This is a genomic window from Flagellimonas sp. MMG031, from assembly GCF_040112705.1.
Taxonomy (GTDB): domain Bacteria; phylum Bacteroidota; class Bacteroidia; order Flavobacteriales; family Flavobacteriaceae; genus Flagellimonas.
The window spans coordinates 337,073-352,840 of sequence record NZ_CP157804.1; the positions used below are offsets into that span (position 1 = coordinate 337,073).

15 protein-coding genes are annotated in these 15,768 nt (G+C 43.4%); 5 read left to right on the plus strand and 10 right to left on the minus strand.

Annotated elements, in window-relative coordinates; genetic code table 11:
• Window positions 1-117: 117 nt before the first annotated feature.
• The 4 genes from ABNE31_RS01480 to ABNE31_RS01495 form a co-directional block, all read right to left on the minus strand.
• Window positions 118-1,713 carry a tetratricopeptide repeat protein gene (locus ABNE31_RS01480; RefSeq protein WP_349352097.1) on the minus strand — a complete coding sequence of 532 codons (1,596 nt, stop codon included), beginning with the start codon at window positions 1,711-1,713 and terminating at the stop codon, window positions 118-120.
• Window positions 1,714-1,857: 144 nt separating this feature from the next.
• Entirely contained in the window at window positions 1,858-2,118 is a 261-nt protein-coding gene (gene rpmA / locus ABNE31_RS01485) for a 50S ribosomal protein L27 (protein WP_127142388.1), read from the minus strand.
• A gap of 24 nt (window positions 2,119-2,142) precedes the next feature.
• Window positions 2,143-2,679, minus strand: a complete 537-nt coding sequence (gene rplU, locus ABNE31_RS01490; protein ID WP_306012485.1) for a 50S ribosomal protein L21 — start codon at window positions 2,677-2,679, stop codon at window positions 2,143-2,145.
• Window positions 2,680-2,774: 95 nt separating this feature from the next.
• On the minus strand, window positions 2,775-3,230 hold the full coding sequence (locus tag ABNE31_RS01495; RefSeq protein WP_179383007.1) for a DUF4199 domain-containing protein: 456 nt from the start codon (window positions 3,228-3,230) through the stop codon (window positions 2,775-2,777).
• Between the two features lie 183 nt (window positions 3,231-3,413).
• Between ABNE31_RS01495 and ABNE31_RS01500 the strand changes: the two genes are divergently transcribed.
• On the plus strand, window positions 3,414-4,736 hold the full coding sequence (locus ABNE31_RS01500) for a pitrilysin family protein (RefSeq protein ID WP_349352098.1): 1,323 nt from the start codon (window positions 3,414-3,416) through the stop codon (window positions 4,734-4,736).
• A gap of 1 nt (window position 4,737) precedes the next feature.
• Window positions 4,738-6,810, plus strand: coding sequence for a pitrilysin family protein (locus ABNE31_RS01505; RefSeq protein ID WP_349352099.1), 2,073 nt, complete (start codon window positions 4,738-4,740; stop codon window positions 6,808-6,810).
• A 61-nt stretch (window positions 6,811-6,871) separates the two neighbouring features.
• On the opposite strand, the gene ABNE31_RS01510 is transcribed toward ABNE31_RS01505, so the two are convergent.
• Window positions 6,872-8,986: a TonB-dependent receptor gene (locus ABNE31_RS01510; RefSeq protein ID WP_349352100.1), complete on the minus strand. Its 2,115-nt coding sequence runs from the start codon at window positions 8,984-8,986 to the stop codon at window positions 6,872-6,874.
• A gap of 62 nt (window positions 8,987-9,048) precedes the next feature.
• A complete protein-coding gene (locus ABNE31_RS01515; protein ID WP_349352101.1) occupies window positions 9,049-9,441 on the minus strand; it encodes a hypothetical protein in 393 nt (130 codons plus the stop codon).
• Window positions 9,442-9,657: 216 nt separating this feature from the next.
• Here ABNE31_RS01515 and ABNE31_RS01520 point away from each other — a divergent pair, with 216 nt between their 5' ends.
• Entirely contained in the window at window positions 9,658-10,092 is a 435-nt protein-coding gene (locus tag ABNE31_RS01520) for a hypothetical protein (protein ID WP_349352102.1), read from the plus strand.
• On the opposite strand, the gene gldD is transcribed toward ABNE31_RS01520, so the two are convergent.
• From gldD to mutY, 4 genes are read right to left on the minus strand one after another with little or no spacing between them, the layout of a single operon-like run.
• Window positions 10,093-10,650: a gliding motility lipoprotein GldD gene (gldD, locus tag ABNE31_RS01525; RefSeq protein ID WP_349352103.1), complete on the minus strand. Its 558-nt coding sequence runs from the start codon at window positions 10,648-10,650 to the stop codon at window positions 10,093-10,095.
• A complete protein-coding gene (locus ABNE31_RS01530) occupies window positions 10,640-11,929 on the minus strand; it encodes a gliding motility-associated protein GldE (RefSeq protein WP_293280697.1) in 1,290 nt (429 codons plus the stop codon). Before ABNE31_RS01530 ends, gldD begins: the two co-directional genes overlap by 11 nt.
• Window positions 11,930-11,975: 46 nt before the next feature.
• Window positions 11,976-12,437, minus strand: coding sequence for a single-stranded DNA-binding protein (gene ssb / locus ABNE31_RS01535; RefSeq protein ID WP_293280699.1), 462 nt, complete (start codon window positions 12,435-12,437; stop codon window positions 11,976-11,978).
• A gap of 23 nt (window positions 12,438-12,460) precedes the next feature.
• Complete coding sequence (gene mutY, locus ABNE31_RS01540) at window positions 12,461-13,498, minus strand: A/G-specific adenine glycosylase (protein WP_349352104.1); 1,038 nt, start codon at window positions 13,496-13,498, stop codon at window positions 12,461-12,463.
• A gap of 124 nt (window positions 13,499-13,622) precedes the next feature.
• Between mutY and ABNE31_RS01545 the strand changes: the two genes are divergently transcribed.
• Together ABNE31_RS01545 and ABNE31_RS01550 are read left to right on the plus strand one after the other, a co-directional pair.
• Entirely contained in the window at window positions 13,623-13,913 is a 291-nt protein-coding gene (locus ABNE31_RS01545; protein ID WP_349352105.1) for an HU family DNA-binding protein, read from the plus strand.
• 272 nt (window positions 13,914-14,185) lie between these two features.
• The gene (locus ABNE31_RS01550) at window positions 14,186-15,736 is read left to right on the plus strand and encodes an Rne/Rng family ribonuclease (RefSeq protein WP_349352106.1); all 1,551 of its coding nucleotides are present in this window, start codon (window positions 14,186-14,188) and stop codon (window positions 15,734-15,736) included.
• The last annotated feature ends 32 nt before the right edge of the window (window positions 15,737-15,768 follow it).

The following is a 15,768-nucleotide window of genomic DNA, read 5'->3' on the forward strand; positions in this document are numbered from 1 at the left end:
TGAAATAAAGGGAAACAAAAAGGAAACAAAAGGGAAAATGCACAGAAACAAGAGGGCAACAATTACAGTTATTTTACATTGGCATAACCTTTTCCATAAAACAGGGAGGAAATGGTGCTAAAGATCGATCATAAAGTTTACCAATTCTTCCTTTTGATCAATGGGCAGCTTTTTTCGAAGTCGATGACGGGCCACACGGACACTATCTGGGGTTACCCGTAAAATGGATGCAATTTCCTTGGAGGAAAGATTCAACCGCAACAGCATGCCCAAGCGGAGTTCGGCGGGCGAAAGGGAGTTTTGGGACAGGGAAGATAATTTCTTGACGAATTCAGGATGGATTTCCTTGAAAAAGCTCATAAACTCATCCCACTCCTGTTCCTGTTTTAGATTGAAGTCGATTTCCTTGACCAACTCCTTGATTTTTCTCGAGGTGTCCATGTGCTTGCGTGAAGCTATGTTTCTTAAGGTATTGGACATATCCAGTAAGATTTTGTTTTTCTGGGAAAGGTGCAGGCTGTATCTAGACAGGGAGGCTGCCTTAAGCTGTACCTCGTGTTGGAGGTTTTTTTCTTCGATGGCCTTTTTGTCCAGTTCCGCCTTTAGCATGCGTTGTTTGTATTCCTGAATCTTGAGCTTGGCCTTTCGTTTTCTTCCCATGTAGTAGTACAGAATAACGAAGATGACTGCAATTGAAAAGAGGGCTACCCAAAGTAAATTCTGATGGGCCTCGCTCACCTTGTTCTGCTCTTTGAGCAGCTCAATCTCTGCTTCCTTTTTGTTGGTTTCGTAAATAGTCTGGAGCACGTTCAACTGATCGCTGTTCTGGGACGTGAGCATATCGCTGTTGTATTGCTCGGCCAGCAGTAGATGGGCATGTGCCTGTTCAAAATTACCCATGAGCGCATAGGTTTTGGAGAGGTCCTTGTGCGCACTTTCCATTTGATGAAGGTCGTTGATTTGGATGGCAAGTTCCAGTGCCAAGGTGGTTTTTTCCAAGGCGGACGGATACTCCCCTCTTTTCCGAAAAACATCGCCAAGATTGTTCAATACATTCGCCTCGGCTTCGGTTCCAGTCCATTTGAGATGGCCATAAGCCCTGTTGAAATAATCATAGGCAAGGTCAAATTGTTCAAGGTCTTCATAAATGCTTCCGATATTTTCGTTGGTCAGTGCCGTGCCCAAATCATCACGAAGCTCTTTGAAAAGCGCCAAGCTCCTTCTTTGGTCTTCCAAGGCTTCCTCGTATTCCGATTGCTTTTCATGGCTTGCCCCCAAAAGTCCCAAGGATGTGGCCAAACCTTTTTTGTCACCTAGTTGCTCACAGGCCGCTTTGGTCTCCTCAAAATACTGTTCAGCAAGTTCAAAATTGCTTAGGGAAAGGTAAACTTTGCCAATGTTGTTGTTGAGTTCCGCATACAACATATCATCGGGATGATGAACCAGTTGTTCGAGGGCAAAATTGTATTGTGCCAATGCTTCTGTATACAGACCAAGGGAATGATAATATGCTCCAAGTTCTAGATGTCCAACGGCAATCTGTAGCGGTGATTCAGGGTGCTGCTTGGCGGTTTCCAACTGCTTCTGAAGTATATGATAGGCTTCTCCAGCCAGTCCCATATCCAAAGAACCATCAGTTTGCTGGCCATAAAGTGAAATTGGCAACAAACCAACCGTCAAAAAAAACAGTATAGACCCAAAAACCTTTTTCATAATGCGTGCTTGGACAAGCAAACATTGAAGTTCGTTTTTCAGGCTAACCCTAACATCACCGTTAGGTTATAAAACCATTAAAATTTCACAAATAAAAAAAGCCCCGCAAATGCGGGGCTTTTTTATCCATTATGTAGTTGTTGATTAGGCTTGGAAAGGCTCGATGGATACAAAAGATTTTCCACCTGCTTTTTTCTCAAACTTAACAACACCATCTACCTTGGCGTGCAAGGTATGGTCTTTTCCTGCGTATACATTTTCGCCAGGGTTGTGCTTGGTACCACGTTGTCTTACAATGATGTTACCAGCTACTGCTGCCTGACCACCAAAAATCTTAACGCCCAAGCGTTTCGATTCTGATTCTCTACCGTTTTTTGAACTACCTACACCTTTCTTGTGAGCCATGATATATAAATTTTAGTTCTTGTCTTATTTGCTTAACGCTTCGATCAACTCGGCTTTCTTCATAGAAGAGTAACCACTGATTTCCTTGGCTTTTGCCATTTCCTTCAACTCAGCAACCGTTTTGGAACTCAAATCCTCAGTCGCCTTGGGAGCTTCTTTCTTTGGGGCTTCCGCTTTTTTCTCTGCTTTTGGTTCAGCAGCTGGTTTTGCTTCAGCTTTTGCTTTGGCTGGGGCAGCTTTCTTAGCGCCTTTCGCTACAATGCTTTCCACAACGATTTCGGTCAAATACTGTCTGTGACCGTTTTTCTTTTGGTAACCCTTACGTCTTTTCTTTTTAAAGACGATTACCTTATCTCCCTTAAGGTGCTTTACTACTTTGGCTTCAACAGCCGCACCTTCTATGACCGGGGCGCCAATGGTTACGTTACCACCATCTTCCAAAAGAAGGACCTTGTCAAAAGTGACCTTGCCACCTTCTTCCTCTTGCAAACGATGAACGTACACTTTTTGGTCTTTTGCAACTTTAAACTGCTGCCCTGCCATCTCTACAATTGCGTACATAATGCGTTAATTAGATTAAAAATTCTTTCGCTTTGTCAAAATTAGCGGGTGCAAATATACTGCTAAATCCTTAATCTACAAGTATTCTATTTGATTTAACCCATTATTTTTTTGGAGTTGTTGCTGGTTTTGAACAATTGCATAAAGGAAAGTGTTAAAACCAAAGTTGTGGCAAACCCCATAATGGCCACCGTAAAAAAGACGATACCCTCGAAGTTCTTATAATCACTGGACCAAGCGGTGGAAAGTTCCCCTAAAAAGGCACTGTCCAACTCCGTGGCATAAAATGCAAAGAAAATGGTGAACAGCAAGGTGGCCACAAAGCCTGTTGTGATACCTGCGGTAAACCCGCTCCCATACGTAAAGTTTTTACCTTTCCGCAGTTTGGTGTATTTAATGGTCTCATAAATCCCAAAACCCGTAATCACCCCATTGAACAGACTAAAAAAGACGTTCGTGTGCTTGCCCATTAACGCCAAAATCAAAAAATAGGCGATGAGCACAGCACTGGTGACAATTCCGAAACGGATTGGAAGGGTAATGTTTTTCATAGTATTGTTTTTGGATTCACGTATTAATTTACTGAATGTTTGCCAATTATGCTAAATTTTAAATCTAAAGACTTTTATAAAACTTCTGCCCACCCACAAAATATTTTATATTTTGCGTAACATCGAGCAAGAAATCGATACCAACCCCGTAGCAACATCAATTTTTAAATACTGACTATTACAATGAAAAAACATTTGTTTTCTGCATGGCTCATGCTCTTTGGAGCGACCACGCTTTCTGCACAGGAAGTCGTTTTTGAAGAGTATGACCTGGACAATGGGCTTCACGTTATCCTACATCAGGACAATGGCGCCCCAGTAGTGACCACATCGGTAATGTACCATGTGGGATCCAAGGACGAGGATCCCAACAAAACAGGTTTTGCCCACTTTTTTGAACATTTATTGTTCGAGGGTACCAAAAACATCGAACGTGGTGAATGGGACCAAATCGTAGCTTCCAACGGGGGCAGGCACAACGCCAACACCTTTTTGGACCGCACCTATTATTATGAGGTGTTCCCATCCAACAGTTTGGAGGTAGGCCTTTGGCTGGAATCGGAGCGATTGCTGCATCCCATTATAGGCCAAGTGGGGGTCGATACCCAAAAAGAAGTGGTACAGGAAGAAAGAAGGCTCAGAACGGACAATGCTCCTTACGGTGCCTTTTTTGAGCAAATCCTGAAAAATCTCTACGCCGAACATCCATACCGTTGGGGCGTTATCGGGTCGTTGGACCATTTGGCCAGCGCCACTTTGGATGATTTCAAGAAATTCAACAAAACCTATTACGTGCCCAACAATGCCGTTTTGGTGGTAGCTGGTGATTTTGATACCGAAAAGACCAAAAAAATGATTCAAGATTACTTTGGTCCTATCCCTAGAGGCGCCGAAATACAGCGACCCAACGTAAAGGAAGAGCCCATCACCACCACAAAATTTGCCAAGTATTACGACCCCAATATCCAAATCCCAGCCATCTTATTGGCTTACCGGACTCCTGGGCAAGGTCAACGCGATGCCTATGTGATCAATATGATCTCTACCTATTTGAGTGACGGGGAAAGCTCCAAACTTTACAAGAAACTGGTGGACGAGAAAAAAATGGCATTACAAATACTATCGGTACCTGTGGATGCGGAAGATTACAGCTCTTACATTGTTGGAGGACTTCCTGTGGGCGACAATTCCATCCAGGACATCAAAAAGGAAATCGATGAGGAAATCCTAAAGCTTCAGATGGAGCTTATTTCTGAAAAGGATTACCAAAAGCTCCAGAACAAGTTCGAAAACCAATTTGTAAATGCCAACAGCAGTGTTGAGGGCATTGCCAATTCCTTGGCCGAAAACTACATGCTCAAGGACGACACCAACCTCATCAACACGGAAATCGACATTTACCGCTCCATTACCCGAGAGGAAATCATGGAAGTGGCCAAAAAATATTTGAAGGTGAACCAACGCTTGGAGTTGGAATATCTACCAGAACAAAAAGACGCTAATTAAGATGAAAAAGTATTTAGTTTTGACCGTGCTGTCGCTTTTCATGACAGCATCGTACGCACAAATAGACCGAAGCACACAGCCCAAACCAGGGCCAGCTCCCAAAATCAACCTGAAAGATCCTGCCCGTTTTGAATTGAAGAACGGCCTGAAAGTACTGGTGGTGGAAAACCATAAATTGCCAAGGGTGCGGGTACAGCTCTCGATTGACAACCCTCCCATTATGGAAGGGGACAAAGCAGGTCTTTCCGCACTCACGGCGAGCATGATGGGAAAAGGATCTAAAAACATCCCAAAAGATGAATTCTACGAAGAAGTGGATTTTTTGGGCGCAACAGTGTTTATAGGTGATCAAAGTGCCTTTGCCAGCTCCTTGTCCAAATATTTTCCAAGAATTTTGGAACTGATGGCAGATGCTGCCCTTAACCCGAACTTTCTTCCCGAAGAGTTTGATAAGGAAAAAGAAAAGATCATTACAGCGATCAAATCCGAAGAAAAAGATGTTTCCGCGGTGGCAGACCGAGTGCAATTGGCCCTTGCCTACGGAAAAAATCATCCTTTTGGTGAATTTATGACAGAGGAAACGGTGAACAATGTAACCCTAGCGGATGTTGAGCAGTTTTACCGTTCCTATTTTGTGCCCGCCAATGCCTATTTGGTGGTCATCGGGGATGTGGAATTCGAAAACGTAAAAGAATTGGTGACCAAGGCGTTCACTCCTTGGTCGAAAGCGGCTCCGCCATCCTTCACCTATTCCGATCCCAAAGATGTGCAGTATACGCAGATCAACTTTGTGGATATGCCCAATGCCGTGCAATCCGAAGTGGCCGTGCAGAACATCACCGATCTGAAAATGAAGGATGAAGATTATCTGGATGCTTTGTTGGCCAACCGAATCTTGGGCGGCGGCGGACAGGCCCGATTGTTCAAAAACCTACGTGAAGACAAAGGATACACATACGGTTCCTACTCTGGCATCAGGGCGAACAAATACAGCCCTATGCGATTTAATGCCTATGCACAGGTAAGGAATGCGGTGACCGACAGTTCCGTAGTGGAAATTTTAAAGGAAATCGATAAAATTACTTCCGAACCCGTATCCGATGAAGAACTGGCCAATGCCAAGGCAAAATACGCTGGAAGCTTTGTTATGGCACTTGAAAAGCCCGAAACAGTGGCGGAATATGCCCTGAACATCGAAACAGAGGACCTTCCAAAGGATTTTTACGAGACCTATTTGGAGCGATTGGACGCCATTACCAAAGAGGATGTGCTCCAAGCTGCCCAAAAGCATTTCTCCACTACAAACGCCAGAGTGGTGGTCACTGGAAAAGGAAGCGATGTATTGGAAAATTTGGAAAAAGTGACCTTTAAGGGCAAAGATGTTCCCGTACTGTATTTTGATAAATATGCAAACAAGACAGAAAAGCCTGATTACAATGCTGCAGTACCCGAAGGAATGGATGCGAAAACTGTACTCGAAAACTACATCCAAGCGATTGGAGGCAAAGCCAAGCTTGAAGGGGTAGAATCGTATTCCATGGTGGCCGAAGCCGAGATGCAGGGCATGAAACTGGAACTGGAGATGAAGAAAACAGCTCAGGACCAATTTATGCAAAATGTGAAGGTGCAGGGAAATTCCATGCAAAAACAAGTTTTGGATGGCGATAGTGGTTATATGGTAGTGCAGGGCCAACGCAAGGACCTTTCCCCAGAAGAGATTTCCAAGATCAAGGAAGAATCAGCCGCGTTCCCCGAACTTAACTATTTGGCCGCAGGTGATGTTTCCTTGGAAGGGATAGAGCCCGTGGGCGATAAAAAAGCATACAAATTAAAGATCAGTGACAACAAAACGGCTTTTTATGACGTAGAGACCGGGCTTAAAGTTCAAGAAATCAACACTCAAGAGATGCAAGGCCAACAAATGACCAGCACTCTAGGCTATGGTGATTACCAAGAAGTTTCCGGCATCAAGTTCCCGTTTAAGTTGATGCAAAGCATGGGGCCCCAAAACTTTGAGTTTCTTGTGAAGGAAATCAAAGTAAATGAGGGGGTAGATGCCTCGGATTTTAAATAAAAAACAGTCCCTTACAAAAAAAGGCGCTCCAGTGGAGCGCCTTTTTAGTTTTGGGAAAGGACTAAAAACTATATTGAATAAAGGCAGAAAGATTTCTTCCCGGGTCGTTGATCGGTACCCTGCCAAAATCCGCTTGGTTTACAAATGAAAAATTCAAGTGGTTGTTATAGGTTGCATCAAAAACGTTGGATGCAGCTACCCCAACGGTTAGGTGTTCAAAAGGTTTTGCACCAAAGCGAAGGTCCAATACCCCGTATCCATCCGTGACCTGTTCCCCGAAGGAAAGCGCAATGTTCGATTGTTCCGAAGTGAGGGTGTAGGTGGCTTTGGCCCATATGGTTTCCTTTTCAAAATCGAGATTAAAGCGTGTCACCAAAGGTGGCGTTAAGGGCAAAGATTCGTTCAGATCTTGGTTTTTGGCATACACATAGGCCAATTCTGTTTTAAAACTAAAATCCTGCAAAAAAGCCAACTCGGCAAACAGTTCAAATCCTGTTTTATAGGCACTTTCCAAATTGGTGAATCTTTTTACCGCTGTTGGTTCCGCCATGGGCATATATTTTTTGTCCAATTCGGGGTCGATAACTGCCACGATGTAGTTCCCGTAGTCCGAATAATAAACGGAAGCCCCAAAATCCAATCGATTCAGCGCATAGCCCTCAAAATCGGTATTGCCCTTTACGCCCAATTCAAACTGATTGTTCACCTCGGCATCCAAGAAAGGGTTGCCCACATATTCGAAAGGGTCTTGCCCCACGGTAAAATGGTTGATGAAACGCTCAATCATGTTGGCGGAACGTACCCCTCTTCCAAAGGCCAATTCAAACAGTAAATGCGATGAAGCCATATACTTTACCGAAGCCGTAGTGCTGATATTGTGCTCGGTGCGGGTGTCCAAGTTAGGGTATTCGGCTACAAAATCATCCGATGGGGAATCGGTTCGGGAACGGACCATATCATACCTGGCCCCAACATTCAACAACAGTTTTTGACTCAATGGATACTTGCCCTCCACAAACGCTCCATAATCCTCGATTTGGGAATCCTGCCAAACCTCATCTACAAATTCCATGGGCATGGGTAGTGGGTTCCCTGTCATCATGTTCATTTTTACCAAGCGGGTCCTGTTCCCTGTTCTTCCGACCGAAAAGGCATCAATCCCAGTGTACAATTTAACATCCTCAACGGGTCTCCATTCCAATTCCATCCTTCCACCCACTGTGGTCGCATCCACTTCTGACACTGCCTCGGTCATCATAAAGCTCGGACGCAACTCGTTGGTCATCACGTGGTCGACCCTGGAACGGTACACCTTGGCGCTCAGCGTCCGCAAACCATCGGAAATATTATCCAATTTATAATCCAAAGAGAGTACGTTGGAATCGTCGATTTCGGTATCCATGGGTAATCCTGCGTGCAATACATCCCTTCCGAACGACTGCCGGAATCCCAATTGGATCCTTTGGTTGTCGGTTGGGTTGTATCCGATCTGAACTCCGTAATCCGTGCTTTTGAAAGAAGATGGTATTTCGTTGCCGTCACCATCCACATAGTTGCCAAAATCACGTAGCCCAAAATTAAGGTTGGCATCGAACTGCTCACCCACATATTTAACGTTGGCAAAACTGGTTATGGCGTTACCGTTGTTCTCCCCGCCAAAGTTTACCTTGCCATGGTATCCTTTTTCCTGTTTCTCCACTTCTTGGGTGACCAGATTCACGATGCCACCAAAGGTGGGGCCATACCTAAAGGTATAGGGACCCTTTACTACTTCCACACGTTCTATCTCCTCTGGTATCACATGGGTAGTAATCGGGTCCATACGGTTGGGGCAGGCGTGCATTACCTTGGTGCCCCCATTGAACTGCACGTTCAATTGCTCGTATTGGGTCGCCCTAAAGGAAGGGTCCATGGCATAATTGCCCCGTTTGATAAGGTTGAAGCCATTAATGTCCTTAAAAAGGTCGGCCACATTTTTGGATTCGACTATCTTTTTTTCCTGTTCACTTTTAAAGGCCGAAAAAACGGGGTCTGACTTTCTTTTTCCTTGTACCAATACTTCGTCCAGTTGTACCGGTTTTCTTTCGAGGGAATCCTGAGTGTTGGACTGTTGCGCATAGGACACAGTTGTCCCGAAAAGCAAAACACAAAGTTTTGCAATTGTACTTGTATTCATTTTGATTTTGATTTAAGATTATACATGTTCGGTAGGGTTTGACTACCGATTCGTGGGGCATCTTAAATCATTGGAGGCTTTATAAGCCTTGGGGTATAGTGATAGGTGTATAGGTCTACATACTGGACTGTATGTATTTCATGATTATCTTCAGGACTCATACTGTAGCTGGGAAGAACTACAAAAAACACCAAAACCTCTTCCCAACCTATAATGGGCATGGGTTCATCATCTTCCGATTGTGCTTGGAGCATCTGCGCCAACATACATTTTCCATCGCAATTGAGTTCCGGTTTATCCTTGTTCTCGCAGAGTTGTTCAATAAAGCCTTCCCTATCCAAACTATAGTAAACATACATGGACGAAAACCGTAGGTTGCTGATCAGTATCATACCGATGAACAACAAGGCAATGCCAATTTTGTTGATGGTCCTATATTGGGAGTTAGACTTCACTTTTTGCCTTTTGACGTAAACTTTTTAGCAAAATTAGATACTCTTTATATTCCCTAATGTGATAAAAGTCACATTTCGTCTTTTTTTAGGACAAAAATGTCTTTTTTTATTTTATCCGTTCTGAAACCTAGAATTGTTCATTATTAACATTTATTAAAGTTCCCTTACTCTCTGGCTAAGCAATTCCTGTTTATTTTTGTGTTCAAATTCGAGATCATGAAAAAATTTGTTTCCTATTTGGCTTTGGCCTGTCTATTGATCAGCACCTCCTGCAAAGAGGAGAAAAAGGCCCCCGAGGGTCCTACACAAATGGAAAAGGTGATGGCCATCCACGACGAGGTGATGCCCAAAATGAGTACCATTGGTAAATTGGTCGGTGAGCTTCGACCTAAGGTAGATTCAACAGAAGTTGGCCAACAGTACGAAGAAGCCATGAAGGATCTGCAAGACGCCAACACTGCCATGATGGATTGGATGAAGGAGTTTGGTGATCGGTTCAACCACGACGAAATCATGAACGGGAAAGAACTTTCCGAAGAAAAGCAACAACTACTGGACGAGGAAGAGGAAAAAGTGAAGGTGGTAAAGCAAAAAATCAACGGTAGTATTGAACGTGCACAAGCCCTTTTGGCCAAGGATACGGTACAATAACTATTCCTTCCATCGAAGGCTTTCCATAATCCTCCGGATATCGTTTTGGAGGTACATGGCCGCTGGCAGTATGGAGTCGTAGTTCGGTTTGGCGTAAAAATACAGTGACCCAGTCACAAAATGATCGGTACTGTCGGTCACATAAAATTGTGATTGGGAAGCGGCGTTGCCACTCACTTCGTAGAACATGCCATAGACATTCTCATTAGGATTGATATATTCCTTTGGAGCGATGTTGTCGGCTTTGACTACATGCTCATAGGTGAGCTTTTGAGCATCAATCAATAACTCTCGGATGTTACCTTGGACAGGCTTGTAGGTAAGGTAAATGGATCCTTTCATCATGGGATAGTCCAGCACAAGGGAACAATCCTTGTTTTCCTTGATATTGGACAGGCTGTTCTGGTCGAAGGTGTACACACAATCAGTATCCGCGGTTTGGTAGTCGGCCGTCGGATACTCCAAGCGGAGCATGGCTTTCGGTTTGGGCAGTACCTCCTCCTTACAACCAATCGAGAATACGGCGAGCGCCAAAAATAGGAACATCTTATGCTTCATGTGGTAAAGTAACTTTAATACGTTTTAATCTTTTTTTATCCATGCTTTCCACTACAAACAGATAGTCCTTGAAAGGTACTTTTTCCCCGATTTTAGGAAAGCTTCCTGAAATTTCCAGCACGAATCCGGCAATGGTCTCGGATTCCCCTTTTTGACTTTCAAATTCGTTCTCCTCCTCTATTTTGGCAACGCGGTAGAAATCCTTGAGGGCAGTTTTGCCATCGAACACAAAATTGTAATCATCCAATTTGGAAAAGACCAAATCTTCATCATCAAACTCATCGCTGATATCTCCCACGATTTCTTCGATGATATCTTCCAGGGTTACGATTCCCGATGTTCCCCCGTATTCATCCACCACAACGGCCAAGTGGTTCTTCTTATCCTGAAATTCCAAAAGCAGGTCGTCCAGTTTCTTGTTTTCGGGCACAAAATAGGGCTCGCGTATCAACGACATCCAATTAAAATTCTTTCTTTCTATGTAGGGCAACAGATCTTTGACATACAACACCCCAAGCACGTTGTCCATATTTTCGGAAAAAACTGGGATTCGGGAATAGCCATTTTCTTTTATTTCTTCCAACACTTCTGGAAACTTCATTTTTTCGTTGAGCGCAAAAATATCAATGCGTGGGCACATTACCTGTTTGGTATCGGTATTCCCGAAGGTAACGATGCCCTCGAGAATCTTCTGCTCCTCTTTGGTAGTATCTCCTTCGGAAGCCAATTCCAGAGCTTGCGATAGATGGTTGATGCTCAGGTTGGATTTTTTCTTGCCCAATTTGTCTTCCATAAAAAGGGTCACCGATCGCATGGGTGAGCTCAAGGGAGTGAAGATATAATTGAGCACCTTTAGCGGCACGGCAATGAACTGGGAAAACTGCACCCGATTGCGGTTTGCATAGATTTTTGGCAAAATTTCACCAAACATCAGTATTAAAAAGGTGGCCACTACCACTTCCAACAAAAAGCGGAGGGTGCCATCGATTTCTGCAAAAATGGTATTGCCAATAGAGCTAAAAAGCAACACTATCCCAATATTGATGGCATTATTGGTAATCAAAATAGTGGCCAATAACTTTTTCGGCTTTGCCAGTAGCTCCACAATCAATTTGCTTCGGGACGAATTGCTTTCCTGCATTTCGTTCACATCGGTCTGAGATAGGCCAAAAAGGGCCACCTCTGCTGCCGAAATAAGGGCTGAACAGGCCAACAACAGCACTAGCACAACTATTTTAATGGTAAAGACTCCACTGAAAGTGGAAAGGTAAAATGCCAAACTATGGGGCTCGGGATCCAATGTAGTATTGCTTTAAACTTTGTATTTAGAATGGTAGGTCATCATCCTCTTCGGTATCTTCCATGGGTGCGGCCGAACTTTGGCCACCCGCAGGTTCTTGGTAATTGGAAGGCGACGAACCGGATGACTGTGCATTGGCCATGCTCTCCTTTTTAGTGGTCAAAAAGGTAAAATCCTGTACATGCACTTCGGTAGTGTACCGCATATTGCCATCCTCTCCTTGCCATTGCCTGTTTTTTAAACGCCCCTCCACATAGACTTTGTCCCCTTTACTGAGGTATTTTTCACAGATCTCGGCGGCCTTATTGCGGACCACAATGTTATGCCAATCCGTATTGGTGACCCTTTCCCCAGTTTGCCTATTGGTATAGGTTTCGTTGGTGGCCAAAGGGAATCTGCCAATACAGTTTCCTCCTTCAAAATAGTGCATTTTCACTTCGTCTCCCAAATGCCCAATCAGCATTACTTTGTTCAATGTTCCGCTCATATCTCTTTAATTTGTCAAAAGTACTAAATTTTAAATGTCTTAATAAAATCAGCTATCAAAACCGGTACGGGAAAATCATGGATTTTTTTCCACGGTATTCCTTCCTCTAATATATGGGAAGTTTTTAGGATCCAAAACTGTGTATGCAAATGTTGATGTGAAAGTTTGTGAATGATGGGTTCATTATTATATAAGGACAGTGTCTCAATTTCTAACGGGGTATGGTTCACTTTCATTTTTTCTTTAATTTCTGCATCCTCCAACGGACCATCGGTTTCTAGGAGTGGAAATTGATACAGGTTCTGCCATATACCCTTGCCCTTGCGTTGCTCCAAAACGGTATTCCCATTTCCATCCAACCATACCATATAATTAAAGTATCGTTTTCGCACCTTGGTCTTGTTCAGTTTTATGGGCAGTATGTCCACCTTGTTCTCCTTAAGGGCCACACAACTTTCCTGCAACGGACAAAGCAGGCAGTAAGGTTTTTTGGGAGCACATTGTATGGCACCAAACTCCATGATACCCTGATTGTAGTCTCGAATATTCTCGGCATCCATCACCTCCCTGGCCAATTCCTTAAAATAGTTAATGCCTTCGGTACTATTAATAGGTATATCCACCCCAAAATATCGAGAAAGTACCCGGTACACATTTCCATCCACAACAGGTTCGGGCACATCAAAACAAAAAGAGGCTATGGCACTTGCCGTATAGTCGCCTACTCCTTTTAATGTTTTAAGTTCTTCATAGGTATGTGGAAACTGACCATCAAATTCGGTAACAACCATTTTGGCTGTGGTATGGAGATTACGCGCCCGGGAATAATATCCCAGCCCCTGCCACAACTTCAGCACCTGTTCCTCTGGTGCCTCCGCCAAATCGTAAACTGTGGGAAATGTTTCCACAAAACTCAAATAATAGGGCATCCCTTGGGCCACTCGGGTCTGCTGAAGTATAATTTCCGATAGCCAAACCCGGTAAGGGTCACGGGTTTGTCTCCAAGGAAGATCGCGTTGATGTTCACGGTACCAATTCAGGATTTTCGGGGCAAAACTCATGGCTAAAAGTAATAAAGCCCAAATGTATCAGTTTATATACTTAAAATTAAAGGGTTAAAGGGAAAGATTAATTATAATGTTTATATTTGCAAGCCGAAAAAAATTTGAAAATTAATAAGACGAAATGACGAAAGCAGATATTGTAACTAGGATCTCGGAGAAACTAGGTATCGAAAAAGGAGATGTGCAAGCGACAGTGGAATCCTTTATGGAAGAGGTAAAATCATCCTTGGAGAATGGTGATAATGTTTATTTAAGAGGTTTTGGTAGTTTTATCATCAAAACCAGAGCGGAAAAGACAGGTAGAAACATCTCTAAGAACACTACCATCAAAATTCCTGCGCACAATATCCCTGCATTCAAGCCTGCCAAAGTATTTGTGGAAGGCGTTAAGACCAACGTACAAATAAAATAATATAATTAACAACACTAAAGCAAGAGCATATGCCGAGTGGAAAGAAAAGAAAAAGACATAAGGTAGCGACGCACAAGCGTAAGAAGCGTAGAAGAGCTAACCGACACAAGAAAAAGTAGTTGTTTCAACTACTTTTTCGTTTTACCCTATTACGTTCTTTGACATAGAGATTCAAGCAACGAATTTCAATCGGTTCGAAAAATGACCGATTCCATATATTGTTTAATCATTTGTCCCAAAATTAATCGTGGGACAGATAAAAATCGATTCAGGTGAATAGAGAATTAATCGTAAGATCTACTCCTGAAGCAGTCGATTTTGCCTTACTAAAGGATGGAAAATTAGTAGAATTACACAAAGAAGAAGACAATAACAACTTTTCCGTAGGGGATATCTTCCTAGCCAAAATCAGAAAACCCGTTACAGGCCTAAATGCAGCATTTGTCAATGTAGGTTATGAAAAAGATGCGTTCCTGCACTATCACGACCTGGGCCCGCAACTGTCTTCCATGTTGAAATTCATCAAAAATATTAGGACAGGGAAACTCAGAGAGTATTCCTTAAAAGATTTTCCATCTGAAAAAGACATTGACAAGAATGGCAGCATCAACGACGTGTTGAAAGCCAATCAGTCACTATTGGTACAAATTGTAAAAGAACCCATCTCCACCAAAGGACCACGAATAAGTTCCGAGCTTTCCATAGCCGGTCGTTACTTGGTCATGGTGCCTTTTTCCGACCGTGTCTCGGTATCCCAAAAAATAGCGAGCAAAGAAGAAAAAGACAGGCTTATACGTCTTGTAAAGAGTATTAAGCCCAAAGGATTTGGAGTTATTATCCGTACCGTTGCAGAAGGCAAAAAGGTTGCTGAACTGGACAAGGATCTACAGAACTTGTTTTCCAAATGGACAAACATGTGCAAGAAATTGTACAAAGCGCCCCATCCATCCAAAGTATTGGTGGAACTGAACAGGGCATCATCCATCCTTCGGGATGTATTCAACGATTCCTTTACCGGAATTTATGTTGATGAAGAAACGCTTTACAACCAAATCAAGGATTATGTGCACGAGATTGCACCAGAGAAAGAATCCATTGTAAAGCAGTACACCGGTTCGGCCCCGATTTTTGAGAAATTCGGGATTGAGCGTCAAATCAAGACCTCGTTTGGCCGAACAGCATCCATGAGCCGAGGGGCTTATCTTGTTATCGAGCATACCGAAGCATTGCACGTTATCGACGTGAACAGCGGCAACCGCTCCAACAAGGCCAAAAACCAAGAAGATACCGCACTCGAAGTCAACCTATTGGCAGCAACCGAAATTGCACGACAATTGCGCTTGCGCGATATGGGAGGAATCATTGTGGTAGATTTTATAGATATGACCAAAGGTGACCATCGACGCAAATTGTTCGACCACCTAAGGAACGAAATGAAGGACGACAGGGCCAAACATAAAATTTTGCCCCCCAGTAAATTCGGACTTGTCCAAATTACACGGCAAAGGGTCCGTCCCGAAATGAACATTAAAACCAGTGAGGAAAACCCGAACGTATCGGGTGCCGAAGTGGAAGCTCCCATTGTTTTGATCGATAAGATCCAAGCAGATTTGGAGCGAATCCTTAAACCGGACCGCAAAATCAACGGCATTGTATTGAACATACATCCTTTTATTGCGGCATACCTAACCAAAGGATTCCCATCCATTCGTTCCAAATGGTTTAAAATGTACAAGAAGTGGATTAAAATCCAACCTAGGGATGCCTATACATACCTAGAGTACCGTTTTAAGGACAAGGACGGTAAAACCATAAGACCATAACAAAAAAGCGACCCCAAACCGGGTCGCTTTTT

Coding starts and splice junctions, on each gene's coding strand:
- ABNE31_RS01480 (WP_349352097.1), bottom strand. CDS start 1,713: ATGAAAAAGGTTTTTGGGTCTATACTGTTTTTTTTGACGGTTGGTTTG.
- rpmA (WP_127142388.1), bottom strand. CDS start 2,118: ATGGCTCACAAGAAAGGTGTAGGTAGTTCAAAAAACGGTAGAGAATCA.
- rplU (WP_306012485.1), bottom strand. CDS start 2,679: ATGTACGCAATTGTAGAGATGGCAGGGCAGCAGTTTAAAGTTGCAAAA.
- ABNE31_RS01495 (WP_179383007.1), bottom strand. CDS start 3,230: ATGAAAAACATTACCCTTCCAATCCGTTTCGGAATTGTCACCAGTGCT.
- ABNE31_RS01500 (WP_349352098.1), top strand. CDS start 3,414: ATGAAAAAACATTTGTTTTCTGCATGGCTCATGCTCTTTGGAGCGACC.
- ABNE31_RS01505 (WP_349352099.1), top strand. CDS start 4,738: ATGAAAAAGTATTTAGTTTTGACCGTGCTGTCGCTTTTCATGACAGCA.
- ABNE31_RS01510 (WP_349352100.1), bottom strand. CDS start 8,986: ATGAATACAAGTACAATTGCAAAACTTTGTGTTTTGCTTTTCGGGACA.
- ABNE31_RS01520 (WP_349352102.1), top strand. CDS start 9,658: ATGAAAAAATTTGTTTCCTATTTGGCTTTGGCCTGTCTATTGATCAGC.
- gldD (WP_349352103.1), bottom strand. CDS start 10,650: ATGAAGCATAAGATGTTCCTATTTTTGGCGCTCGCCGTATTCTCGATT.
- ssb (WP_293280699.1), bottom strand. CDS start 12,437: ATGAGCGGAACATTGAACAAAGTAATGCTGATTGGGCATTTGGGAGAC.
- mutY (WP_349352104.1), bottom strand. CDS start 13,498: ATGAGTTTTGCCCCGAAAATCCTGAATTGGTACCGTGAACATCAACGC.
- ABNE31_RS01545 (WP_349352105.1), top strand. CDS start 13,623: ATGACGAAAGCAGATATTGTAACTAGGATCTCGGAGAAACTAGGTATC.